Source organism: Hymenobacter gummosus (assembly GCF_003970915.1).
GTDB classification, from domain to species: Bacteria; Bacteroidota; Bacteroidia; order Cytophagales; family Hymenobacteraceae; genus Solirubrum; species Solirubrum gummosum.
On sequence record NZ_RXOF01000012.1, the window covers coordinates 96,752 to 119,670 of the forward strand.

Consider the following 22,919-nt stretch of genomic DNA (forward strand, 5'->3'; position numbering starts at 1 on the left):
GGCTCAGCAGGACGTGCTGGATTTTCCGGTCTCACCAACCCACCCGGCAAAACCCCCGGCCCGCGGCTACCGTTGAGCGCGTAGGTTTCTTACCTTGCCCGCGCATTCCATCCCCCTCTTTCGCCTCGCCCTTATGGCCAGCAAAACTACTACCGGCATCGTGTGCTTCACGACCGGCGCCCTCGCCGGGGCCGCCGTTGCCCTCCTGTTCGCCCCCGAGAAAGGCCGCGAAACGCGCAGCTGGCTGAGCTATCAGCTGGAGCGCACCCGCGAAATCCTGGCTGACCTGACGGAAAGCCTGGTGACCAGCCGCACCGAAGAAGGCCCCTCCTCGGCCCGCGCCGAGGGCCAGCGCGTCATCCGCGACGCCAAGGACAAGGCCGAACAGCTGCTCGGCGACGTGGACCAGCTCATCAACCAGATCAACTCGCGCCGGACGGCGCTATAACCCAGAGTGTGCAGAATGTGAGAAATGTGGTTGATGTGCTCATTCCCCTGACGGCACATTGACCACATTTCTCACATTCTGCACATTCGCTTTTTGCCCATTCTCCTCGTCATGCATACCATCACCCTCATCCCCGGCGACGGCATCGGCCCCGAAATAACCCGCGCCGTGCAGGACATCTTCGCCGCCGCTCAGGTCCCCGTGCAGTGGGAAGAGCAGAACGCCGGCCAGACCACGTTCGACCAGTCGGGCGAGCTGCTGCCCCAGGCCCTGTTCGACTCGCTGGAGAAGAACCGCGTGGCCCTGAAAGGCCCCATCACCACGCCGGTAGGCAAGGGCTTCCGCTCCATCAACGTGAGCCTGCGCCAGAAGTACGACCTGTACCAGAACCTGCGCCCGGCCAAGACCACCGAGGGCATTGCCTCGCGCTACTCGGGCATCGACATCGTGCTGTTCCGCGAAAATACCGAGGGGCTGTACGCCGGCCTGGAGCTGTGGGATGAGCACCACGGCATCGGCGACTCCATCGCCCGCGTGTCGGTGGCCGGGGCCCGCAAGATCTGCCGCGCCGCCTTCGCCTACGCCGCCAAGCACGGCCGCAAGAAGGTAACGCTGGCCCACAAGGCCAACATCCTGAAGGTGCCCGGCAAGATCATGCTCGACGCCGCCGCCGAGGCCGCCCGCGAGTTTCCGCACATTCAGTACGAGGACAAGATCATCGACAACATGTGCATGCAGCTGGTGACCAAGCCGGAGCAGTTCGACGTGATTGTGACGACCAACCTGTTCGGCGACATCCTTTCGGACCTGTGCGCCGGCCTGGTGGGCGGCCTCGGGGTGGTATCGGGCGCCAACATCGGCGACGACATGGCCATTTTCGAAGCCGTACACGGCTCGGCCCCGGACATTGCCGGCAAAGGCATTGCCAACCCGACGGCCCTGCTGCGCTCGGCCCTGCTGATGCTGGAGCACCTGGGCGAAAAGGAAGCCGCCACCCGCATTGAAAACGCGCTGAACGAGACGCTGCGCCACAAGGAGCAGTGCACCGGCGACCTGGGCGGACAGGCCTCGACCCAGCAGTTTGCCCAGAACGTGATTAACAACCTGAAGTAATTCGAGCGGTGGTGCCAGGGCTCTGAGTCGTGGCTCCACTGTTCTACCCGACGCGCAGCCGAGCGGCTGCGCGTCGGGTAGAAATTGCCTGCAGCTTAAACGATAGTGGTGCCACGGCTTTGGAGTCGTGGCACCACGCGCTTATGCCGTATCTTTGGCCGTACCCGCCAGGGGCTTGCCGCCCGCGGCGCAGTTTCCATCCAGCTCATTCCATGAAACGCACTCTGTTCACCGCCCTGCTGGCCGCCGGCCTGCTCTCCATGGGCGCCTGCAAGCAGGACAACAAGACCGAAGTCGGCGAGGCCGGCATGAACCAGGCCGCTACCCAGGCCGCCGACGCGGCCAACCCCGCAGTGGATAACCCCAACGTGACCGGCGAAACCGCTGCCCCCAACCCCAACGCCCCGGTGATGACCTTTGCCGAGTCGGAGTACAACTTCGGCGACATCAAGCAGGGCGAGGTGGTGAAGCATACCTTCGAATTCACCAACACCGGCAAGACCCCGCTGCTCATCGACAACGCCCAGGCCAGCTGCGGCTGCACCGTGCCGCAGTGGCCCAAAGACCCGGTAGCGCCCGGCGCCAAGGGTACCATCGCCGTGGAGTTCAACTCGACCGGCAAGGTAGGCGTGCAGAACAAGACCATTACCATCACGGCCAACACCCAGCCCAACACCACCAACATTGCCATCAAAGGCAACGTGTTGGACATGGCTAACGGCCCGGTACGCCAGTAAGTGATGTGGTGATTTAGCGACTTAGCGAAGGGTCAAACCATACTTTGCTAAGTCGCTAAATCACGAAGTCGCTAAATCACTAAATCATAGAAATGCTCCTTTCTCTTCTCCTGCAGGCCTCGGCCGGCGCCAACAGCCCGTTGCAGTACCTGTTTCCGCTGCTGCTGCTCGGCGTGTTTTACTTCTTCATGATTCGGCCGCAGCAAAAACGCTCGGCGGAAGCCAAAAAGCTGCGCGAGGGGCTGAGCAAAGGGGCGCAGGTGGTGACCATCGGCGGGCTGCACGGCCGGGTGGTGGAGCTGAGCGAGGAAAAAGTGACGCTGGAAGTAGACAAAGGCACCCGCCTGACCTTCGACCGCACGGCCATTGCCCGGCAGATCGGGCCGAAAACCGCGGGCGAAACGGCGGCGTAAGCTGCTATATTCAAGGCGCCTCAACCGCCCCGCCCTATGCCCCTGGATACCGCCCGTTCGCTGGCCCGCTGGTTTGTGCGGCCCTTGTCGGAGCCGGAGCGCAGCTTCTGGCGGGTGGTGACGGCGTGCTTCCTGGCCGCCGTAATTCTGTGGCTGCTCAACGCCCTGAACAAGACCTATACCACGCGGGTGAGCTACCCGCTGGAGTGGCGCTTCGACGACACAAGCTATATCCCGGTGCGCCCCCTGCCCGGGCGCGTGGACGTGCAGGTGACGGGCCGCGGCTGGAAGCTGCTGCGCAATACCCTGGGGCTCGACATCCGGCCCGCCGAGGTAATCGTGCGGCGGCCCGGCGGCAGCGGCGTGGTAGCGGGCAACACGCTCAAGCCTGGCCTGATCGGGGCCATGGACGGGCTGCAGCTCAACGCGGTGCTGACCGACTCGGTGTACTTCGAGTTTGACCGGCTGATTACCCGGGAACTGCCCCTGCGCCTGAGCCCCGGCGCCGACGGCAAGGCCCTGCCCTTTGCCGCCCGCTTCGAGCCGGCCACGGTGACGTTTCGGGGGCCCGCCAGCACGCTCAATGTCTGGCCCAACTACTACCAGGTGCACCTGCCCAAGGCCCCGGCCGGCCGCTCCGACGGCACCATCATCGTACCCATCGGCGGGCCGGCGCTGGTGCAAACCAACGTGCAGCAGGTGCAGGTGAAGCTGCAGCCCCGCGAGGTGCTGACCCGCCAAATAACGGTGACGCCCACGCTGCACCACTTTCCGCCCGACAGCTCCCTGCGCCTGCAGCCGGCCCAGGTGACGGTGGCCGTGGAATACTTTCCCGAGGACTCGACCCGGCTCGACCTAAGCCAGGTGCAGGTGTTTGCCGACTACCGGCAGCTACGGCCCCAGGACTCCACCGTGCAGCTGCTGTTTCGGCCGCTGCCCTACACCGTGCGCGCGGCCCGCATACCGGCGTCGGTGGTGCGGGTGCTGCCCGGGCGCGCCGCCAACAATTAGGCTATGCTCAAGATTGGAATAACCGGCGGCATCGGCTCGGGCAAAACGGTGGTGTGCCGCCTGTTTGCCCTGCTGGGCGTGCCCGTGTACGACGCCGACACGCGCGCCAAGTGGGTGATGAACCACGACCCGCTGCTGCGCGCCGACCTCACCGCCGCCTTCGGCCCCGACACCTACACTGCCGAGGGCCTGAACCGCACCTATCTGGCGCAAGTGGCCTTCAATGACCCCGCGAAGCTGGCCCGGCTCAATAGCCTGGTGCACCCGCGCGTGGGCCACGACTTTGCCAGCTGGGCCGCGGCCCGGCAGCACGCCGGCCATGCCTACGTGCTCAAGGAAGCGGCGCTGCTCTACGAGTCGGGCTCCTGGCAGCAGCTGGACCGCATCATTACCGTGTACGCCCCGCAGGACATCCGCCAGCGGCGCGTGCTGCACCGCGACCCGCACCGCTCCGCCCAGGACGTGCTCAACATCATCGGCAAGCAGCTCAGCGAAGAGGAAAAGCTGCGCCGGGCCGACTACGTGGTGCGCAACGACGATGCGCAGCTGGTGCTGCCGCAGGTGCTGGCCCTGCACGATGCGCTGCAGCAGCTGGCCGCTACGGCCGCCGAAATACCGACAGCACCTTCAACCCGTTGACGCGCAGCTGGTATACCTCCCGGCCTACGCTGTCGGCGTAGGTTTCGGGGTGCCAGCGGTAGTTGCTGATAAAGTACTCGGCCTGGCCGCGGTAGCGCTGCTGCAGGCGCTGGCGCTGGGCGGGCGGCAGAATCTGCAGGTTGTTGTAGATGGGCTCGGGCCGGTAGGAGCCGACGGTGATGAGCGGGCGCGGGTCGTGGGCCAGAATCCATTCCAGGCCGGTGCGGTAGCTCAGGGCCCAGTAGTCCCGCTCGTAGCCCGCCTCGATGGTGGCGGGGCTGAGCAGACTGAAGTACACCTGCTGGTGCGGATGGTCGCGCCAGATGCGCCAGAGCGGCTCCAGGGCGCCGAGGGCCAGGGCCGCCAGGGCCGCCAGGGCCAGCTGCCGCCGCGCCGGGCGCCGCCACTGCCGCCGCCAGCGCAGCAGGCCCTGCACGCCGTGCAGCCCCGCCAGCACGAAGGCCGGGTAGATGAAGTAAAGGTGGCGCCAGCCGTCGTAGAGCACCGAGCCAAACAGCACCACGGCCACCAGCGGCCCCAGCAGCCAGGCGCCGGTCAGCACGTCGAGGCTGCCGGCGTAGGTGCGCAGTACGCGGCGCAGGCGCGGCAGGTAGCGCATCAGCCAGCAGGCCGCGCCCAGCCCGAAGCCGGCCGTGTAGGCCAGGGGCGTGGTAATCAGCAGCCACTGCGGGGCGTAGTACCAGGGCAGCTCCCGCGCCGGCACCCAGCCGCCGCCGGTCAGCACGCTGCCGGCCCCGCGGGAAAACTGGCTGAAATTCCGGAACGCCTGCAGCAGGTGCGCCCCGGGCTGCTCCCACAAAAACGGCCAGCACGCCACCGTGACAACCGCGCTGCCCGCCAGCCACAGCCCGAGCACCAGCGCCGCCCGCGCCCCGCCGCGGCCGCGCTGCCGCCCCAGCCACAGCCCCAGGCCCAGCAGCGTGAGTGGTACGAGCAGCACCCCGTTGACGCGCAGGGCAATGGTGGCGCCGGTGGCCAGCGCGTGCCCCAGGGCCCGTCCCGCCGTGGGCCGACGCAGCAGCCGGGCCAGGGTATACATGCCCACGGTGAAAAACGCCAGGAACAGCCCGTCCTTGGCGTTGTAGAACGCATCGGCAAACAGGCGCGGGCTCAGCAGCAGCACCGCCGTGCCCAGCAAGGCCAGGCGCCAGTCGCGGAAGCGCAGGCGGGCCAGGCCGTAGAAGGCCAGCAAGCCGCCCCAGTACAGCAGGAAAATCATCAGGTGGCGGGCGTGGTAGGCCTGCTGCGGCTCCTGCAGGCCCAGGGCCTTCAGCAGCAGGGCCGAGGGCAGCTCGAACACCACGCCGTGGTCCTGGTCGGGATAGTCCATCAGGCGCGGAATCAGGGCGTAGTTGGCCTGGCGCCGGGCCAGTTCAGGGGCCAGCCGCTCGGCCACGTACTTGGCGTTGACGGCCCCGTTGAGCCGGTCCACCGGCTCGTCCCACGATACGCCGTAGTCGCGGTACACGGCCAGGCCCAGCAGCAGCACGCCCAGGAAGAAGGCCGGAACCAGCCAGCGGCCGGGGCGGGAAACAGGGAGCAGGGAGCGGAGCATGGGCAGCAGAGCGGGAAAAGCCGGAGCGGCCGCAAAGGTAGCGGGCCGGGCGCGTCGGGCTTTGCCCCGGGGCGGGTACCTTAGTGGCCATGCTGCGCCGTTTGCCCCTTTTGTTCTGGCTGTTTGCCGCCGCGCTGGTACTGCTGCGCCTGGGCTTGCTCTGGCACAACAACCCCAGCCTGGAGTGGAACTGGGACGAGGTGCGCAACGCGCGCATTGCCGAAAACCTGCTGCAGGGCCGCGGCTACGTGAGCTTCGACGCCGTGCGCCGGCAGCTGCGCCCCGACGCCTTTCACGCCAGCTTTCCGGTGTGGGTGTACGCGGGCTGGTTTCGGCTGGGGCTGCCGCGGCACTACTTCACGGCCGCGGTGTACCTGCTCACGGCCCTGGGCGGGGTGGCGACGGCGCTGTACGCCCAGCGCACCCTGCGCTGGTACGGGCTGCCCGCGCGGCTGGCCTGGGCCGGTGGCCTGCTGCTGACCCTGTACCCCTCGGTGCTCTGGTACATCGGGGCCTGGTTCTGGTACGAAAACCTCTGCCTGCCCGCCCTGGTGTGGGCCACCTACCAGCTGCTGCGCCTCTACGAGGGCCGCCCGCTGCCCTGGCCCAAAGCCCTGCTGTTGGCCGCGGTGGTTACCGTTTCCTGCCTGCTGCGCGGCTACCTGCTGGCGGTGTACGGGCTGATGTTCGGCTGGCTGCTGTGGCAAAATCTTCGGTCAGGCGCGGCGGGCCGGGGCGTCGTGTGGCGCCCGGCCCTGCTTACGCTGCTGCTGACGGTAACTCTGCACCTGCCCATCCTCGTCAAGAACCACCGCCTGTTCGGGGCCTACATCCTGAGCACCCAGGCCGGCTTCGAGCTGCTGCAGGGCCACAACGACGTGACGCGCGGCCGGTTTATGTTCGACTGGGACGAGGCCGACAAGCCCTTCGGCGGCTGGGTGCAGCGGCAGATTCCCGAGCTGCCCCAGCTGAATCAGTACGAGGAAAGCCAGGCCCGCGCCCGGCTGGCCCGCCGCTGGATAGCCGCGCACCCAGCCGCCGAGCTGCGCCTGCTGGGCCGCAAGCTGCTGGCCTTTTTCAGCCCCGAAAACTTCGTGGCCAACGACTTCCACACCCGCTACCACCCGCTTACGGCCCTGGGGCACCTGGCCTTTCTGCTCAGCCTCGGGGCCACGGCCCTGCGCTGGCGCGGCCTGCGCTTCCGCCGCCCCGACGCGCTGCTGCTGCTGCCCGCCGCCGTGGTGCTGCTGCTGAGCCTGGTATTCTTCGTGGGCTACCGCTGGCGCCTGTTTGCCGAGCCCGCCTTCGTGCTCATCCCCTTGCTGACGTGGTGGCGGCTGCGCCGGGCGCGGTCCGGGGTTGTTAATTCGGCCGCCGACCGGGAGTAAAAAGCTACCGGCGGCCCGGGCCGGAATGGCCCAGACCGCCGGTAGCGGGCGGAGGCGGTAAAAGCTTAGCGGCGCGTGGCGGGAGTGGCGGGCTTGAGCGTCACGGCCACGCCGTTTTCCTGGCGGGGCTGGCTCACCACTACCACTTGCTCCTCGTAGCCCTCGTAGCCGATGGTCAGGCTGACCGCAGCGTTGCTGGGCAGGGTGAGCAGAAAGTCGCCCTGGGCATTGGTGACGGTGAACTGCTGGCGCGTGGCCGTCAGCCACACCGTGGCGCCGGGCAGCGGCATGCCATCGGGGCCCGTTACCCAGCCGGCCAGCTTCACGGCGCGGTGCTCGTGGAAGATGTCGGTGGTGGGCGCCACCAGCACCGGCTTCAGGCGGGTGGTGCGGGCCGCACTGACGCGCACCGCCGTCGGCCGGGCCGTGGCGGGCTTGGCCGATTGCTTGGCCGGTACGCCCGTGCTGCCCAGGGCCAGGGGCGCCGAAGTCAGCGAAGCAAGCAGAGCAACAACGGAAGCAAGGGAGCGGAGCGAGAACATGGCGGCGGGCGTAAGGTGTGGAAAAGACGGCTGGACTGTCAGCGGCTTGCGTGGTGGCCGGTTGATATGACAAACGTACTTCTACCCACTAGCTCCGCGCCGAATAATTATCCCAGAATGGGAAAAACCCAAACGAATACCTCGTTATGCTGTGTCAAATTGAGACAGAGTTCGATGACTAGGGCTGCTAACCCGGTGAACGAAGCCCGGCGCTGTGCCAGCGGCCGCGGCTCAGGCCACCGGCGCCGCCAGCTCGGCCGGCAGCGACGCCAGCACCCGCTGCACCAGCTGCGCCAGGGCGGCCGCCGTGCTGCGCACCCGGGCCGTATTGATGGGCGGCGCATCGGGGCGGCCCAGTACCTCCAGCTCGGCCACCAGCGGCGTGGCCTCGCGGATGCCCAGCGTATTCAGGTTGGGCTTGAGGTGGTGAGCCAGGCGGCCCAGCTCGGGCCAGTTATCGGCTTCGACGGCCTGCTGCAGCTCGGCCAGGGTAGGGGGCACGTTGGTGAGGAAGGAGCGCAGAATGCGGTGCACAAACTCGGTACGGCCGCGGGCCATCTGGCGCAGGGCCGTCAAATCGTAGGCCGGGGGCGCCAGCAGGGCCGCCAGCTTGCCGTACAGCTCGGCCTCGTCGAAGGGCTTGGCCACGCAGTCGTTCATGCCGGCGGCCAGGTACTGCTCGGTATCCGACTGGAACGCGTTGGCCGTCAGGGCCAGAATGGGTACGTTGGCCAGCCGCGGCTCAGGCAGGGCGCGGATGGCCGATGTCACCTCCAGCCCGCTCATGCCCGGCATCTGAATGTCCATCAGCACCACGTCGTAGCGCTGCCGGGCGGCCTGGGCCAGGCCGGCGGGGCCGTCGTGGGCTTCGTCGAGCGCCACGCCCCACTCCTCCAGCAGCAAGCGGGCCACCACGCGGTTGATTTCGTTGTCCTCCACCAGCAGCATGCGCTTGCCGCGCAGCTGGCCAGTGTCGTAGGTGCTGGCGGCGTTTTCGGGCGGGGGCGCCACGGCCAGGGAGCGGGGCAGCGTCACGGTGAAGGCGAAGGTGCTGCCCTTGCCCAGCTCGCTTTCCACGGTGAGGTGGCCGCCCATCTGCTCGGCCAGGGCCCGCGAAATGCTGAGGCCCAGGCCGGTGCCGCCAAAGTTGCGGGCCGTGTCGGCGTAAGCCTGGGTAAAGGAGTCGAAGATGCGGGCGAGCTTGTCGGGGGCAATGCCCACGCCCGAGTCCTGAAAGCGGAACTCGATGGTGAGCGTCTCGTCGGTTTCGGCCAGCAGGTAGCCGCCGGCCACGATGCGGCCACCCGGGGGCGTGAACTTCACCGCGTTGCTGAGCAGATTCAGCGTAATCTGGTTGATGCGGTGCGCGTCGCCGATAACCCAGGGGTAGGGGCAGGACTCGTGCAGGCGGGTGCCCTCGAAGGTAATGCCCTTCTCCTGGGCCTGCAGAATCAGCGGCTGCGCGGCCTGGAACATCGTCTCACAGATGTTGAACGGCTCCTGGGCCAGCTCCAGCTTGCCGGAGTTGATTTTGGCCATGTCCAGCACGTCGTTGATGACGCCTAGCAAGTGCTGCCCCGAGGAACGAATGATGCCCAGCAGCTCGCGCTGCTGCCGGTCGAGCTGGGTTTTGGCCAGCTGCGCGGCAATGCCCAGCACCCCGTTGAGCGGCGTGCGGATTTCGTGGCTCATGTTGGCCAGGAAATTCTCGCGCGCCCGCGCCGCCGCCGTGGCGGCCTCGGTGGCCCGCTTCAAATCCGTCACGTCGGTGCTCACGCCCAGCACGTGCGCCGCGCCGTCTGGCTGCCACACCAGGGGCCGTTTCACGGTATGCAGGCAGCGCCGCTCCCCGTTGGGCAGGGTCATCTCGTCTTCGATGATAAGCTGCTGGCCCGTTTGCAGCACCTGGGCGTCGGCCGCGTCGTAGGCGGCCATCTGTTGGGCCTGCTCGGCGGCCAGCTCGGGCGTGGGCGTGACGCTGCTCAGCCACTCGCCCAAATCACGGGTAGCCTGGTTCTGAAACAGGTAGTTGCCAGCCGCGTCGCGCACGTACACCAGAATAGGGGCCGTATCGAGCACCTGCCGGGTGAAAGCCTGCTGCGACGCCAGCTCCTGCTGGGCCTGCACCCGCTCGGTTACCTCCACCAGGTACAGGTTCACGTACTGCTCCGCGGGGAAGGGCACCACGCAGGTATTGAAATACCGCTGGCCAATGCGCAGCTCGTGCCGGGCTTCGAGGCCGCTGAGCAAGGCCTGCCGTACCCAGCCGTACACGGTTTCACGCGCGGCGGCCTGGTCTTCGAGGGGTAGCTCGGCGGCTAGTTTATCGGCGGCGGGGTTGGCAAACAGCCGCTCTTCATTCGGGCCGAGGCGGTAAATCGGGTTCGGATTCTGGACCGGAATCCGGGCCAGCATCTGCTGCTCGGCCAGCGCCGCGCGCAGCTGCTGGATTTCGGCGTGGGCGGCAGCCAGGTTGTCGGGCAGGGCGGCGGAGGGCTCCATAGCGGCGAAAAAGAGAAGTAAGCCAGTCCGCCCGCGGCGCGGGTAGCTGGGCCATTGCAAAGGTGGCACTTTTGGCGGCTCTGGCGCAAGCCGGCACGGGCTAACCGCCGTCCGGGGCGGGCGTAGATGCCCGAAGCCCAAGCGGCTGAACGATAGGGCAATGCCTTTGTCTGGAGCCCGCGGCTGAGCTAGCGCGTAACGCGACGACCAAAGCTGCCCGACTGGTACTGAGGTGGGGGAGACACCTAAGAAGCGTGGGCCGGGGCGGTCAAACCCTGGACCGGATTTGGCCGGGCCTGGGCGCGGCGACTAGCGGCCGGCGGCGCGGCCGTTGAAGTGCAGGCTCAGAATGGTGGAAAGCCGGTCGCCGGTGAGGGGCTTGCTCATGGTGCCGGCAATGGGGTATTCGCCCAGCCGGCTCATGTCTACCGAGGACATATTAATGGCCAGCACAACCAGGACGGTGGCCGCCTGAATGCTGGCCGGCAGCCCGCGAAATGCCTCCAGAAACTCCATGCCGCCCATAACGGGCATGGCCATGTCGAGCAGCACGAGCACGGGTTGCTCGGGGGTAGCCTGGGTTTGCTCGCGCAGCAGGGCCAGGGCCTCCTCGCCGTCGTGCGCCGTGAGGTAGGTGTCGGTCAGGCGCAGGGGATACAACGCCGCCTCGTTCAGAAAATTGGTCGATGGATCATCGTCCACCAATAAAATAGAGGCGAGCTGGTGCATAGATTGGGCAACGGTAGGGGGCGAAAATACGCACAAGTAGCGACTCCGACGGAAACCAGGCTTGAAGACCCCGAACCGCGCCCGCTGTGCCCCAACAACGGGGTTAGTTGCTGGGCAGGCGCTGGGGCAGCACGGCCCGGAAGGTGGAGCCGGCGCCCGGCTGGCTTTCCACCTCGATGCGCCCGCCGACCTTCTCGACCACCTGCTTGACCAGAAACAGCCCGATGCCGGCGCCTTCCACGTGGCGGTGCAGGCGCTGAAACATCCCAAACACCCGCTGGCGCTGCGCCTCGGTCAGGCCCAGGCCGTTGTCCTGCACTTCCAGCACGGCCGCGCCGGCGGCATCGGTGTGGCAGCGCACCTGCACGAGGGGCACCCGGTCGGGGGCGCGGTACTTGAGGGCGTTGCTAATCAGGTTGTAGACGAGGCTGCGCAGGTTTTTCTCGGCGAAAATGATGGTGTCGCAGCTGTTCTCGTCCAGCATGACCTGCCCGCCGCTCACCGCCAGCAGCGGGGCCAGGTCCAGGCGCACGTCTTCCACCAGCGGCGCCAGGGGCACCGGCGTAGCGGGCTGGTCCTGCACGTGTTGCCACTGGGTTATATCGGTCAGGTACTTGATGGTGCGCTGAAACCGTTGCACTGAGTCCTGCATCAGCCCCAGCACCTGCTCCGTATCGGCCTCGGCCGGGGGCAGGGCCAGCTGCTGGCGCAGGGCCTGCAGCAGCCCTTCGATGTTGGTGATGGGCGCCTTCAGGTCGTGCGAGGCGGTGTAGACGAAGGTGTCCAGATCAGCGTTGATGCGGGTCAGGCGGGCGTTGGCCGCGCTCAGCTCATCGGCCAGGGCCTGCGTCTGCTGCTGGTTGGCCATGACGACTTGCCGCGCCGCCACCTGCTCGGTCACGTCGTAGGCAAACACCAGCACCCCGTCGACCCGGCCTTCGTTGTCGCGGCGGGCCTGGTAGGTGAAGGTCCAGTACATCTGCTCCAGCGGCCCGCCATCCACGCGGGCGGCGCGCAGCGGTAGCTCCTGGGCCTGGTACGGCTCCCCGGTGGCATACACCTCCGCCAGGATGCCCGGAATAGGCGAATCATGCAACTCGGGCAGGGCTTCCAGCAGCGGCCGGCCCAGCAGCGGCCGCCCCGGAAACGCCTGCTGGTAGCTGGGGTTGACGAGCTGATACACCAGCGCCGGGCCATCGAGCACGCAGATGGCGGCCGGGGCCTGCATGAAGAGCTGGTCGAGCTGCTGGCGCTGCTGCTCGGCCCGCAGCCGGGCTTCTTCCAGGGCGCGGGTCCGCTCGGCCACGCGGGCCTCCAGCTCGTCATTCTGGCGCTGCACCAGCTGGCGGGCCTGCACCTGCGGCGTCACGTCGTAGGCGAAGACGACAATGCCGTCGATGCGGCCGAGGTGGTTGCGGCGGGCCTGGTAGATGAAGTTGTAGTAGCGCTTTTCCAGCTCGGCCAGGGCCCGCCGGCCCTCGTTCTGGTGGTCGAGCTGCACCAGCATTTCGTTGGCGTAGAAGGTTTCGCCGGTCTGGTACACGCGGTCGAGCAGGCCGAAGATGGGCTGGCCGTGCAGCTCGGGCATGGCCTGGGCAATGGGCAGGCCCAGCAGCCGCCGCGGCCCCACCAGCGCCTGGTAGGCCGGGTTGACGAACTGAAACACGTGCTCCGGCCCGTCGAACACGCAAATCATGGCCGGGGCCTGGTCCAGGATGCGGTACAGCCGCTCCCGCTGCCGCAGGGCTTCGCCGTAGGCGGCCAGCTCCTGCTCCTCGCTCTGGCGCAGCGCCTGCTCCACCGCGCTGCTGGCCACGTTGCCGAGGGCCGTAAAGCTGACCAGCAGGCCATCGGCCACCCGCCAGGCCGCCAGCTGAATGATAAACTCCTGGTCGTCGGCGCGGTGGGCGGTGCGTAGTTCGCGCGGCTCCCCGCTGAGGTAAGCGTCGCGGTGAAACGCGAAGGTGCCGTTGCTCAGGGCCTGCGGAAACTGCTGAGCGAAGGTGGTAGCCGGCCGGGCCGGCAGCCGGAGCAGCTGCTGGGCGGCCGGGTTGAGGTAGGCAAAGGCAAAGTCCGTGACTTCCCCGGCTGCATCGATGACCGGCGTGTAGTACACAATGGCCGCCAGCGACAGGTCCAGCGCAGCGGTGTAAATCGAGTCAGGAAAGCCGGGGGCGTCAGAAAGCGTCGGTCGGGCGGGCATAGCGGCGGGACAAGGACACCACTGTACATGGCGGGCAACACCGCAAGTTCCTGATTCGACCCGGAATTTTACTGCAGCGGGGCAGGCCGGCGCCGCGGGCCTGCCCGGCTACGCCGGCGCGGAGCGCGTACGAGCCGCAAGTGGTACAAAGCAAAACAGCCACTCCGTTTTGCAACGGAGTGGCCGAACCAATAGTGGGAAGTAAAGGATTCGAACCTTCGACCTCTTGCGTGTGAAGCAAGCGCTCTAAACCAACTGAGCTAACCTCCCGAAGAATACCGCCAGCCGGAGCGGACGCGATTCGCAAGGAAAAGAAAAACCACTCAGTAGCAATACTAAGTGGCTGACTTTCAGTGGTGGGGGATGACGGGTTCGAACCGCCGACCCTCTGCTTGTAAGGCAGATGCTCTGAACCAGCTGAGCTAATCCCCCGGCTACATCCGGGGCAGCTACCCCGTTTGTGGATGCAAATATGGCAGGTGTTTTTAGAAAACACAATACCACCTTCGCAATTCCAGGCAAGTTTTAGCTGAATGCTACGGCAACGTTTTCAGAATCAAGGCTAAAAAATACGGGTAAAACCGAAAAACAGAAGGCGCGGCCAGAAGCAGGGCGGCACCAAATAAACGCGCCGCATCAACATTTAGCGGTTGGGCTTCGTTGTAGGCAGCGTTGCCGCTTCCTTCCTCCTTTTCCAAACACCTACTACCATGCAGCCCGAAGAAGTATTCAGCCAGTATTCCGAAGCCGAAAAGACGGCTTACCTCAGTGTCATTGCCAGCGTGGCTACGGCCGACCGGCAAGCCTCGCAGGCCGAAGGCGAGTTTTTGAGCCAGATGGCTCAGGTAATGGGCCTCTCACCCCAGGGCATTCAGCAGGTGCAGCACGCTGCGCAGGACGCCTCCAACGAAAGCATCAAAGCCAACCTCGACCAGCTGAAGGGCAGCAACCTGCGCTACTCCCTGGTGACGGACCTGGTCAGCTTTGCCCGGGCCGACGGTAGCTACGCCAACGACGAGGAAGCTATGGTCAACAAGATTTCGCAGTATTTGGGCGTCAATCAGCAGCAGGTGCAAACCATCGAGAACGTGGTGCACCAGACCCAGCAGGCCCACGCCCAACAGCCCGACGAAGCCCCGCAGGGCCTCATGGACTCGCTCGGCGACAAGCTGCGTTCGGTGGGTATTCCGCCGCAGGCGGCCCTGGGCGGCTTGCTGGCCGTAGCCGCACCTATCGTGCTATCGAAGATTATGGGGCGCGGCAATAGCCCGGCCGGTTACGGCGGGGGCATGTCGTCCGGCATGGGTGGCCTCGGTGGCATCCTGGGCGGCGGCGGTATGTCTTCGGGCATGGGCGGCCTGGGTGGCCTGCTCGGCGGCGTGCTCAGCAGCGGTGTGCTCGGCGGCATGATGGGCGGCGGGGGCGGCCTCGGTAATTACGGCCGGCAGCCAGCCGGCTACGGCGTGCCCGGCGGCGGCCTCGGCGGCCTCATGAACGTGCTCGGCGGCCTCGGCGGCAACGCGCAGATGGGCCCGCGCAGCACCGGCGGCGGCGGCCTCGGCGGGCTGATGGGCGGCGGCCTGGGTGGCTTGCTCGGCGGCTTGCTGGGCGGACGCTAAGGTCACAACATGATGAAAGCAGCACCGGCTGGCCCCATCGGGGCCAGCCGGTTTTTTTATGCTGGGCGGAGTGTGCATCTTGGCGTATTCATCCATTCTGTATCCGCATGAGAATACGCGTACTACTATTGTTTCTGGCCGGCTCGCTGCCGGGCTACGCCCAAACCCGCCAGCTCGTGGAAGTCAGTCCGCCGCTGAAGGCCGTGACGCTGTATCTGAACCGCTCCGAGCTGGAGCACCAGGGCAGCCTGAATCTGCCGGCGGGCATCACGCGCGTACAGATCAACGACATATCCGACTACGACGACGGCTCCCTGGAAGTGCGGCTGGGCGAAGGGGCTGAGCTGATGGCCGTGGGCGACGACGACGAAAGCGGGGTGGCACGTACCCTTTCGGCGGCCAACCGGGCTGCCGCCGACAGCCTGGGCCGCAACGCCGACGAGCTACTGCGTATTGGGGCGGAGTTGAAGGGGCTGGAAGAGGAAAAAGCTTTCCTGCTGGCCAACCGCACGCTCTCGGCCGGGACGCAGGCCAACTGGAGCGCCGAAGTGCAGCGCGGCGCCACGCTGCTGCGCACGCGCCTGGTGGCCATTCAGCTCGAAACCTACAAGCTGCAGACGCGCGAATCGGAGCTGAAGGCGCAGAACGCCGCCCTGCAGCCCCGCGTCCGGCCCAGCCGTTCCGATTTGCCGCTGCTGCTGACGGTGCGCGCCGCCCGGCCCGTCACGGTGCCGCTGACGGTGCGCTACGCTTTCAACAACAGCTGGTGCTGGCAGCCGCAGCTCGATATCCGGGCCAACGAGTCGGGCCGGGAAGTAGAGTTCGTGACCAACGCCCACTTCCGCAACCAGTCGGGCATTCCGTGGACGCGCGTAAAGCTCACGCTGATCAATCAGGTAATGGAAAGCGACGTATCGAAGCCGCAGATGGCACCCTGGACGCTGAGCTTCGGCGGCGAAGCCACCGCCGGCGAGGGCCGCGTCGACCAGTTCGTGGTGAAAGGCTCGGCCGCCGGCCGGCCCGTCGATATGACGCAGAGCAGCCGCTACGACGCGCCGGAGCCCGTCACGCTGGCCTCGGGCGGCTACCGCGACATGCTGCTGCCTTCCCTGCGCCTGGCTGGGCAGCCCGAGTACCTGGCCCTGCCCAAAATGACCGAAAAGGTGATTCGCCAGACCAAGATTTCGGGCTGGGAAGGCCTGCAGCTGCCTGATTCGGCCCAGGTATTCTACCGTGGCTCCTACGTGGGCCGCACCACCCTCGACGGCCGCGCCTACAACGATTCCCTGGAAGTGTCCTTGGGCTACGACGAGCGGATTGTGGTGGGGCGGGCCAAGCTGGAGGACTTCAACCGCAAATCGGGGCTGAGCGGCAACCGGCACGTGCGGCTGGTGTACGAGCTGAACGTGCGCAACCTGCACGCCGAAGCCATCCGGCTGAAAGTGCAGGACCAAGTGCCCGTGTCGAGCGAAAAGGAAATCGAGGTGAAAATCCTGGAAACCAGCGGGGCCGAGCTGGATGAGCGCACCGGCCGCCTGACCTGGAACCTGCTGATGGCCCCCAACACCAGCCAGAAGCTGCGCTTTGGCTTCGAAATCGAATACCCAAGCCGCCGCAACGTGAGCATTTTCCGCCGCCGGGCCCGCATCAGCTCCCCCAAGTTCCGCTAGCCCGGGTTACAGCACCGAACCGCTGCTGGACTGCCCCGAGCTGATGCCCGGGTCGGCTAGCATGCGCACCACGGTGGTGTTGGTGGCGAAGGAGCCGCCGTGGGCCTCCACGATTTCGAGGATGCGGTAGTTCACGTCCTCCTTGACGTCGAGGTATTCGTCGTACGTAGCCACCTGCACGAAGTACTGCACCGTCAGGTCGCGGCCCGACTGGGTGAGGGCGGTAAGCTTGGTCTGGACCTCTTCGGGGATGACGCGGTCGTGGCCGCGCAGGTAGGCGCTCAGCTCGTTGGCAATGGCCAGCAACTGCTCCCGGGTGGTTTCGTGGCTGAAGTTCAGGGTGAAGCCCACGCGCCGGGCCGTGCGCAAGGAGAGGTTGTCCAGGGGCTTGTCAATCATGGACTTGTTGGGCACGGTCACGTAGCTTTTCTCGGCCGTGCGCAGGCGGGTGCTGCGGAAGCCAATCTTCTCCACCGTGCCCGTGATGCCGCCCACCGTCACCAGGTCGCCCACCTGAAAGGGCCGGTCGAGGAAGATGGTGAAGGAGGCAATGAGGTTTTCCAGGCTTTCCTTGGCGGCGAAGGCCACAGCCAGGCCGCCAATGCCCAGACCGCCAATCAGCGCCGTCACGTTGACCCCGAACACCTGCCCGAGCATCACCAGGAAGGCGAAAATCAGGATGAGAACCTTGATGAAGTCCTTGGCAAAGGGAATGAACTGGGCGTCGAGGCGGCTGTGGGTGGCCGTCAGCAGCTCGGCGCGGCGGCGGTACACCAGCACGGCGAAGTCGATGAGGCGCAGCACCACCCAGGCCAGGGCCGAAATGACGCCAATCTGGTAGAGGGCAAAGGCCAGCTTCTTGGGCCAGGGCGTAGAGCGGGCCAGCTCGTCGGTGACGTCGGCCTGGTAATCCAGCACGGTGAAGGCCAGAAACAGCGTGAACAGGAACAGCAGCACCGACAAAGGCTGAATCAGCAGCTCGTTCAGCTCCTGCTCCGACACGCCCACGGTGTAGCGCTTAATCACCCGGTAAAACACCTTCGAGACGATGCGCGACATGAGCCGCCGCAGCCCGAAGCCCAGCAGCAGGATAATGCCGCAGACCATATAGTCGCCCACGGTATTGCCGAAAAACTGCTGGTTGAGAAGCGCCTTGGTGTTCATGCAAGCTTGAGTAGAGGGTACTGGCGGCACGTCATGTCGAGCAAAGCCTAGACATCTTGCGAGTTTGGTCAGATAGTAAATTCTACGATGAGGTTACTATCCGGCATCAGCACGCGAGATGGCTCGGCTTCGCTCGACATGACGTTCTATCAATTCTGACTTTGGGAGCCGCTTACACCAGCTGCCGCAGGGCCAGCTCGAAGGATGTGCGGGCCAGGTGCAGGTCGCGGCCCTGGGCGCGGGCGCGCTCCAGGGCGCGCAGGATGGTGCGCGAGATGTCGCCGAAGATGGCCTGGTCGGTGATTTCCGCGTTGGTTTCCATCAGGTAGGCGAAGACGCGCGCCATGCCGCAGTTGGCAATGAAGTCGGGTACCACGGCCACGTGGGCGTCGGCAAACTCGCCGGTGGGGCCGAAGAAGATTTCCGGGTCGGCGAAGGGCACATTGGCCCCGCAGCTGATGACCTCCAGCCCGCCGGCCAGCAGCTGCTCCACCTGCTGGCGCGTGACGAGGCGCGAGGCGGCCGCCGGCACGAAGATTTCGGCGCCCGAGGTCCAGATCTGCTCGTTCACCTCGTTGAAGGAAAGCAGGTTGTCGGCCGTCAGGGCGTTGCCTTGGCGCTGCAGCAGCAGGGTCTTGATTTCCTCGAACGAGAAGCCTTCAGGCTTGAGCAGGCCGCCGGCGCGGTCGATGATGCCGGTAATGAGGGCACCCTGCTGGGCCAGGTAGTAAGCGGCGGCGGCGCCCACGTTGCCCCATCCCTGAATGATGGCGCGCTTGCCCCGCACGTCCTGGCCGGGCCAGAGCTGGTAGTAGTGGCGCACGGCCTCGGCCACGCCGTAACCGGTGATGAGGTCGGCCACGGTGTAGCGGCGGGCGCGGTCGGGCGTGTACAGCTCGTCCTCCACCACCTTAATCACGCCCTGGCGCAGCTGGCCCACTTTCTGAATCTTCTGCGGCTCGCTGGCGCGGTAGTGCCCCGTCACGATGCCCTCCTGCGGGTGCCACAGGCCATAGTCCTCCGTAATCGGGATGACCTCGTGAATCTCGTCCACGTTCAGGTCGCCGCCGGTGCCGTAGTAGTTCTTCAGCAGCGGAATGACGGCGCGGTACCAGCGTTCCAGCACGCCGCGCTTGCGCGGGTCCTGCGGGTCGAAGTTGATGCCCGACTTGGCCCCGCCGATGGCCGGCCCCGACACGGTGAACTTCACCTCCATGGTTTTGGCCAGGCTTTCCACCTCACGCTTGTCGAGGCCCTTGCGCATGCGGGTGCCGCCGCCGGCTGCCCCGCCCCGCAGCGAGTTGATGACCACCCAGCCCTCGGCCTCGGTTTCGGAGTCTTTCCACTCAAAGACGATTTCAGGACGCTTGTTTTCGAAGGTGGCCAGTAAGTCGCGCATACTCAGCGGGTAAAAGGTGGGGGAGGAGAAGGGGAAAAGGTGCAAACCGGGCAGCTGGGCCGCTCGCCGCCAAAGGTACTGCGACCGGGCCAATGGCCGGAAATTTCTGCGCGCAGGTAGCTGGCAGAAAGTCATTCATCCCGAAATGAGACAAAATCCCCGGCTGTATAGGAACTTTAGAGTATAGGTCGCACGTATTACCCGTACCGTATCACCACGGAGCATAATTCCACCCTCGTACGTCTCCATGAAACCACTGCTTTCGCGCGTAGAATCGAAGAAAGTGGATAAGGCTGCGGCGATGCTGAAAGTGCTGGCTCACCCCAAGCGCTTGGCCATCGTCGATTTGCTGGGCAAAGAAGATAAAATGACCGTGACGGAAATCTACCGCACGCTCGGCCTTCCGCAGGCTATTGCCTCTCAGCACCTTATCACCCTGAAAGACCGCGGCATCCTCTCGTCGTTTAAGGTCGGTACTAAAATCTACTACTCCCTCTCCATTCCCAAGCTGCTCGACGTTATCGACACGCTCGAAGGCTGCTGTGATACGCTGTAAGGGATGCGCCGCTAACCCGGCCGAAGTCCGAAGGCCCTGCGTCTCCACGCGAGACGCAGGGCCTTCGGGTTTTTGGACGGGGTGGTGTCGTCTGTGTCGTAGCGCGAAGCTCTGCTTCGCGTACCCAGCACGTTTGTCGTTGACAGATATACCATGATGGTCGTTCAACGAGTCGTTTAGAATACGCGAAGCGGAGCTTCGCGCTACGACGCACGCGGCGCAGGTGATATAAACGACAGCGCCACCGCGGCTGGACGGTGGCGCTACATCTGTCCGGGCAAAAGCGGCCGTTAGGCCGTGGCCTGCTGCCGCTCCAGGTCAAACAAGTCGTTGAGCACGTCGATGAGCTGGTCGGCTTCGTCGCGCTTGCAGGCGGCTTTGAGCTGCAGCACGTGCTGCTTTAGTACCTTCTGCATCAGGCTCTTGGTGATGTCGTCGAGGCGCTTGGCTTCCTCGGGCGTCACTTTTTTCTGGTAGCGGTCCAGCTCTTCCTGGCGCAGGTGTTCCAGGGCGCCCTTGATTTTCTGAATCACCGGGCCCACCATCATTTCGCGGCTCCACTCGTCGAGGCCGGCGAGGGTTTCCTCGATGATGCTGCGCACCTGCGGCACGGCGGCCAGGCGGCGCTCCACGGCGGCAGTGGCGCGGCTCTGAATGGCGTCGATGTTGTAAAGCAGCACGCCGGGCACTTGCTCCACGTCGGCCTCAATGCTGCGCGGCACCGACAGGTCGATGAAGAACTTGTAGCTCAGCACTTCCAGGCGCTCCACCAGTTCCACGGTGAAGTAAGGCGTGTCGCGGGCAATGGAGGAGATAATGACGTCGGCGTCGCGCAGGGCTTCGCTCAGGTTTTCGAAGTCAATGACTTTCAGCCCCTCGCACTCGGCGGCCAGCAGTTCGGCCTTGGAGCGGGTGCGGTTGCAGATGGTCACGTCCGAGAAGTCCTTGTTGGCGGCGAGGTGGCGGCACACGTCGGCGCCGATTTCGCCCAGACCCACGACCAGCACGCGCGGGTTGGCCACGTCGGCGGTCAGCTCCTCCACCAGCTCCATGGCGGCGTAGGAGGTGGAGGCGGCCCCGTCGCGGAAGTTGGTTTCCTGCTGCACGCGCTTGTTGGTGAAGAACACCGAGTGCAGCAGGCGGTGCAGGAAGGGCCCGGCGGCGTCGGCATCGGCCGACCACTGGTAGGCCTGCTTTACCTGGTTGCTGATCTGCAGGTCGCCCACCACCTGGGCGTCGAGGCCCATGGCTACCTCGAAGAGGTGCCGGGCGGCCTCGTCGCAGCTGTTGCGGACGTGGAAGTACTCGTAGTAATCGGTAATATCCTGAACGCCTTTGAGCTGGCCGAGGGCCTCGATGATGGCGGGGCTCTGGTCGCGCTCGGCGGCGTAGTAGATTTCGGTGCGGTTGCAGGTGCTCAGCACGAGCAAATCCGACAGGCCGAGCTGCTGGTGCAGCGTGTCGAGGAAACGACGGCAGGCCGGTTCATCCAACGCAATCAGCTCGCGAATCGCGAGGGGTGCGGTTTTATAGGATAGCCCTACGGCCTTGAACGGGTGGGTCATAGCAGGTGCTACGGGCGACGTAGAAGTGGACGACAAAATTACGGCGCAATTCGCTAGGGTAAAAACCCGAAAACAAGTAAGACGGTTCGGCGCCGGGGTGAAGTGCGTTTTTGGCGGGTTAAAAAGGGTTAACGACTCGTTCAGCTGACGAAAATCAGCTGGCCAGCCATCGTTTTAAGGGCTTTACGAACAACGGGTTAAAGGTATATAGCGGCAGCGGGTGGCGTCAATCCCCCAATGATGTGGGCGCCGGCCAGGCCAGGGAGCAGAATCATTGCATAATTCGGCGGGGCGCAGGGGAGAAATTGGATTTGGGCGGACGGTGGGGCATCGGTGGCGGGCGGGGCTACGTACTTTCGCAGTCCTTGCACGCGTTCAGCGTAACTGATTGGTTGCCTGTAGCGGCGTTTTTCTCTGGCTGTGCTCCCCATCTACGACCAAAAATCCCGGATCAAGCTCGTCATCGTGGTACTGGCGCTGGTTATCGGCGCCGTCACGGTGATTTATACCAACCTGCTGGTGCGCCGCCTCTCGGAGCGGGAGCAGCAGCAGATTAACCTGTACGCCCGTACGTTACGCTTCTTGATCAGTACCGAGGTGGAAGACGCCAACATGGCTTTCCTGAACACCGAAATCATCGAAGCCAACACCACCATTCCGGTTATCCTGACGGACGGAGAAGAAAATATCATCCAATACAAAAACCTGACGGTGCCCGAGGCACTGTCGGAAGCTCAGAAGGATGCGCTGTTGCGAAGGGAAATAGCCGAGATGAAGGAGCTGCACCCGCCGGTAGTGGTGAATCTGGGTATGGGCCTGCGCAACTACATCTATTACAAGGACTCCCAGATTCTGACCCAGCTCAAAACCTACCCGCTGGTGCAGCTGGGCGTCATTGCCTCGCTGGGCGTCATTGCCTACATGGTGTTCAGTACCTCGCGCCGGGCCGAGCAGAACCGGGTGTGGGTGGGCCTGGCCAAGGAAACCGCGCACCAGCTGGGCACCCCGCTCAGCAGCCTGATGGCCTGGCAGAACTACATGCAGGAGTCGGAACGCTTTCAGGGCGAGCCGGTGGTGGAGGAGCTGGCCAAGGACGTGAAGCGCCTGCAGATTATTACGGAGCGGTTCTCGAATATCGGTTCGGTGCCGGTGCTCAAGGACGAGAACATCCGCGACGTGGCCGAGCGGGCCATCGACTACCTGAAAGTGCGCGTTTCGCGCAAGGTGGTCTTCAAAGTGGAAAGCCTGCTGGACCCGGCCACCACGGCCAGCGTCAACGTGCCGCTGCTGGAGTGGGTTATCGAGAACATCTGCAAGAACGCCGTCGACGCCATGGAGGGCCGGGGCTCCATCACGCTGATTCTGCGCCACGGCGGGCGCAACAACAAGCAGATTGCCCTCGATATCACCGACACCGGCAAAGGCATTCCCAAGAGCAAATTCGACACGGTGTTTCAGCCCGGCTACACCACCAAAAAGCGCGGCTGGGGCCTGGGCCTGGCCCTGGCCAAGCGCATCATCGAGAACTACCACAAAGGCCGCCTGTACGTGCGCTGGTCGGAAGTCGGCAAAGGCACCACGTTCCGGATTTTGCTGAATGGGTGAGGTAGCGCGGGCTTGGCTACGCCTTCCTTCTGTTAAGCCC

The 22,919-nt window shown here is 65.3% G+C and carries 20 protein-coding genes and 2 tRNA genes; 11 read left to right on the forward strand and 11 right to left on the reverse strand.

Features of this window, described 5'->3' with window-relative positions; translation table 11 throughout:
• The first annotated feature begins 133 nt into the window (after positions 1-133).
• The 6 genes from EJV47_RS19075 to coaE all read left to right on the forward strand — a co-directional run bounded on the left by EJV47_RS19075 (position 134) and on the right by coaE (position 4,361).
• Complete coding sequence (locus EJV47_RS19075) at positions 134-448, forward strand: YtxH domain-containing protein (RefSeq protein ID WP_111479524.1); 315 nt, start codon at positions 134-136, stop codon at positions 446-448.
• A gap of 111 nt (positions 449-559) precedes the next feature.
• Complete coding sequence (locus EJV47_RS19080) at positions 560-1,561, forward strand: isocitrate/isopropylmalate dehydrogenase family protein (RefSeq protein WP_126694773.1); 1,002 nt, start codon at positions 560-562, stop codon at positions 1,559-1,561.
• Between the two features lie 212 nt (positions 1,562-1,773).
• Complete coding sequence (locus tag EJV47_RS19085; protein ID WP_126694774.1) at positions 1,774-2,298, forward strand: DUF1573 domain-containing protein; 525 nt, start codon at positions 1,774-1,776, stop codon at positions 2,296-2,298.
• Positions 2,299-2,390: 92 nt separating this feature from the next.
• On the forward strand, positions 2,391-2,711 hold the full coding sequence (yajC, locus tag EJV47_RS19090) for a preprotein translocase subunit YajC (protein ID WP_126694775.1): 321 nt from the start codon (positions 2,391-2,393) through the stop codon (positions 2,709-2,711).
• A gap of 36 nt (positions 2,712-2,747) precedes the next feature.
• Positions 2,748-3,722: a YbbR-like domain-containing protein gene (locus EJV47_RS19095; protein ID WP_126694776.1), complete on the forward strand. Its 975-nt coding sequence runs from the start codon at positions 2,748-2,750 to the stop codon at positions 3,720-3,722.
• Between the two features lie 3 nt (positions 3,723-3,725).
• Positions 3,726-4,361 carry a dephospho-CoA kinase gene (gene coaE / locus EJV47_RS19100; RefSeq protein ID WP_126694777.1) on the forward strand — a complete coding sequence of 212 codons (636 nt, stop codon included), beginning with the start codon at positions 3,726-3,728 and terminating at the stop codon, positions 4,359-4,361.
• Here the strand turns inward: coaE and EJV47_RS19105 are convergent.
• Entirely contained in the window at positions 4,321-5,937 is a 1,617-nt protein-coding gene (locus tag EJV47_RS19105; RefSeq protein WP_126694778.1) for a hypothetical protein, read from the reverse strand. The two genes, coaE and EJV47_RS19105, sit on opposite strands and share 41 nt — an antisense overlap.
• An 89-nt stretch (positions 5,938-6,026) precedes the next feature.
• Here EJV47_RS19105 and EJV47_RS19110 point away from each other — a divergent pair, with 89 nt between their 5' ends.
• The gene (locus EJV47_RS19110) at positions 6,027-7,325 is read left to right on the forward strand and encodes a hypothetical protein (RefSeq protein WP_126694779.1); all 1,299 of its coding nucleotides are present in this window, start codon (positions 6,027-6,029) and stop codon (positions 7,323-7,325) included.
• A gap of 65 nt (positions 7,326-7,390) precedes the next feature.
• Here EJV47_RS19110 and EJV47_RS19115 read toward each other — a convergent pair whose 3' ends face one another.
• The 7 genes from EJV47_RS19115 to EJV47_RS28130 form a co-directional block, all read right to left on the reverse strand.
• Positions 7,391-7,867, reverse strand: coding sequence for a carboxypeptidase regulatory-like domain-containing protein (locus tag EJV47_RS19115; RefSeq protein ID WP_126694780.1), 477 nt, complete (start codon positions 7,865-7,867; stop codon positions 7,391-7,393).
• Positions 7,868-8,098: 231 nt separating this feature from the next.
• Positions 8,099-10,369: an ATP-binding protein gene (locus tag EJV47_RS19120; protein ID WP_126694781.1), complete on the reverse strand. Its 2,271-nt coding sequence runs from the start codon at positions 10,367-10,369 to the stop codon at positions 8,099-8,101.
• Positions 10,370-10,678: 309 nt separating this feature from the next.
• The gene (locus tag EJV47_RS19125; RefSeq protein WP_126694782.1) at positions 10,679-11,098 is read right to left on the reverse strand and encodes a response regulator; all 420 of its coding nucleotides are present in this window, start codon (positions 11,096-11,098) and stop codon (positions 10,679-10,681) included.
• Positions 11,099-11,201: 103 nt separating this feature from the next.
• Complete coding sequence (locus EJV47_RS19130) at positions 11,202-13,301, reverse strand: PAS domain-containing sensor histidine kinase (protein ID WP_126694783.1); 2,100 nt, start codon at positions 13,299-13,301, stop codon at positions 11,202-11,204.
• 195 nt (positions 13,302-13,496) lie between these two features.
• Positions 13,497-13,571 (reverse strand) — tRNA-Val (locus EJV47_RS19135).
• A gap of 84 nt (positions 13,572-13,655) precedes the next feature.
• Positions 13,656-13,733 (reverse strand) — tRNA-Val (locus EJV47_RS19140).
• A 104-nt stretch (positions 13,734-13,837) separates the two neighbouring features.
• The gene (locus EJV47_RS28130) at positions 13,838-13,999 is read right to left on the reverse strand and encodes a hypothetical protein (protein ID WP_165903830.1); all 162 of its coding nucleotides are present in this window, start codon (positions 13,997-13,999) and stop codon (positions 13,838-13,840) included.
• Positions 14,000-14,011: 12 nt separating this feature from the next.
• Here EJV47_RS28130 and EJV47_RS19145 point away from each other — a divergent pair, with 12 nt between their 5' ends.
• Positions 14,012-14,920: a TerB family tellurite resistance protein gene (locus tag EJV47_RS19145; protein WP_126694784.1), complete on the forward strand. Its 909-nt coding sequence runs from the start codon at positions 14,012-14,014 to the stop codon at positions 14,918-14,920.
• A gap of 107 nt (positions 14,921-15,027) precedes the next feature.
• Complete coding sequence (locus EJV47_RS19150) at positions 15,028-16,590, forward strand: DUF4139 domain-containing protein (RefSeq protein WP_126694785.1); 1,563 nt, start codon at positions 15,028-15,030, stop codon at positions 16,588-16,590.
• A gap of 6 nt (positions 16,591-16,596) precedes the next feature.
• Here the strand turns inward: EJV47_RS19150 and EJV47_RS19155 are convergent, their stop codons facing one another.
• On the reverse strand, positions 16,597-17,754 hold the full coding sequence (locus tag EJV47_RS19155) for a mechanosensitive ion channel family protein (RefSeq protein ID WP_126694786.1): 1,158 nt from the start codon (positions 17,752-17,754) through the stop codon (positions 16,597-16,599).
• 172 nt (positions 17,755-17,926) lie between these two features.
• Positions 17,927-19,153, reverse strand: a complete 1,227-nt coding sequence (locus EJV47_RS19160) for a Glu/Leu/Phe/Val dehydrogenase dimerization domain-containing protein (protein WP_126694787.1) — start codon at positions 19,151-19,153, stop codon at positions 17,927-17,929.
• A gap of 247 nt (positions 19,154-19,400) precedes the next feature.
• Between EJV47_RS19160 and EJV47_RS19165 the strand changes: the two genes are divergently transcribed.
• Positions 19,401-19,709, forward strand: coding sequence for an ArsR/SmtB family transcription factor (locus EJV47_RS19165; RefSeq protein WP_126694788.1), 309 nt, complete (start codon positions 19,401-19,403; stop codon positions 19,707-19,709).
• A 290-nt stretch (positions 19,710-19,999) separates the two neighbouring features.
• Here EJV47_RS19165 and hemA read toward each other — a convergent pair whose 3' ends face one another.
• Positions 20,000-21,274: a glutamyl-tRNA reductase gene (gene hemA, locus EJV47_RS19170; RefSeq protein WP_126694789.1), complete on the reverse strand. Its 1,275-nt coding sequence runs from the start codon at positions 21,272-21,274 to the stop codon at positions 20,000-20,002.
• A 420-nt stretch (positions 21,275-21,694) separates the two neighbouring features.
• Here hemA and EJV47_RS19175 point away from each other — a divergent pair, with 420 nt between their 5' ends.
• Positions 21,695-22,879 carry a sensor histidine kinase gene (locus EJV47_RS19175; RefSeq protein WP_126694790.1) on the forward strand — a complete coding sequence of 395 codons (1,185 nt, stop codon included), beginning with the start codon at positions 21,695-21,697 and terminating at the stop codon, positions 22,877-22,879.
• Positions 22,880-22,919 lie beyond the last annotated feature (40 nt).

Coding starts and splice junctions, on each gene's coding strand:
- EJV47_RS19075 (WP_111479524.1), top strand. CDS start 134: ATGGCCAGCAAAACTACTACCGGCATCGTGTGCTTCACGACCGGCGCC.
- EJV47_RS19080 (WP_126694773.1), top strand. CDS start 560: ATGCATACCATCACCCTCATCCCCGGCGACGGCATCGGCCCCGAAATA.
- EJV47_RS19085 (WP_126694774.1), top strand. CDS start 1,774: ATGAAACGCACTCTGTTCACCGCCCTGCTGGCCGCCGGCCTGCTCTCC.
- yajC (WP_126694775.1), top strand. CDS start 2,391: ATGCTCCTTTCTCTTCTCCTGCAGGCCTCGGCCGGCGCCAACAGCCCG.
- EJV47_RS19095 (WP_126694776.1), top strand. CDS start 2,748: ATGCCCCTGGATACCGCCCGTTCGCTGGCCCGCTGGTTTGTGCGGCCC.
- coaE (WP_126694777.1), top strand. CDS start 3,726: ATGCTCAAGATTGGAATAACCGGCGGCATCGGCTCGGGCAAAACGGTG.
- EJV47_RS19105 (WP_126694778.1), bottom strand. CDS start 5,937: ATGCTCCGCTCCCTGCTCCCTGTTTCCCGCCCCGGCCGCTGGCTGGTT.
- EJV47_RS19110 (WP_126694779.1), top strand. CDS start 6,027: ATGCTGCGCCGTTTGCCCCTTTTGTTCTGGCTGTTTGCCGCCGCGCTG.
- EJV47_RS19115 (WP_126694780.1), bottom strand. CDS start 7,867: ATGTTCTCGCTCCGCTCCCTTGCTTCCGTTGTTGCTCTGCTTGCTTCG.
- EJV47_RS19120 (WP_126694781.1), bottom strand. CDS start 10,369: ATGGAGCCCTCCGCCGCCCTGCCCGACAACCTGGCTGCCGCCCACGCC.
- EJV47_RS19125 (WP_126694782.1), bottom strand. CDS start 11,098: ATGCACCAGCTCGCCTCTATTTTATTGGTGGACGATGATCCATCGACC.
- EJV47_RS19130 (WP_126694783.1), bottom strand. CDS start 13,301: ATGCCCGCCCGACCGACGCTTTCTGACGCCCCCGGCTTTCCTGACTCG.
- EJV47_RS19145 (WP_126694784.1), top strand. CDS start 14,012: ATGCAGCCCGAAGAAGTATTCAGCCAGTATTCCGAAGCCGAAAAGACG.
- EJV47_RS19150 (WP_126694785.1), top strand. CDS start 15,028: ATGAGAATACGCGTACTACTATTGTTTCTGGCCGGCTCGCTGCCGGGC.
- EJV47_RS19155 (WP_126694786.1), bottom strand. CDS start 17,754: ATGAACACCAAGGCGCTTCTCAACCAGCAGTTTTTCGGCAATACCGTG.
- EJV47_RS19160 (WP_126694787.1), bottom strand. CDS start 19,153: ATGCGCGACTTACTGGCCACCTTCGAAAACAAGCGTCCTGAAATCGTC.
- EJV47_RS19165 (WP_126694788.1), top strand. CDS start 19,401: ATGAAACCACTGCTTTCGCGCGTAGAATCGAAGAAAGTGGATAAGGCT.
- hemA (WP_126694789.1), bottom strand. CDS start 21,274: ATGACCCACCCGTTCAAGGCCGTAGGGCTATCCTATAAAACCGCACCC.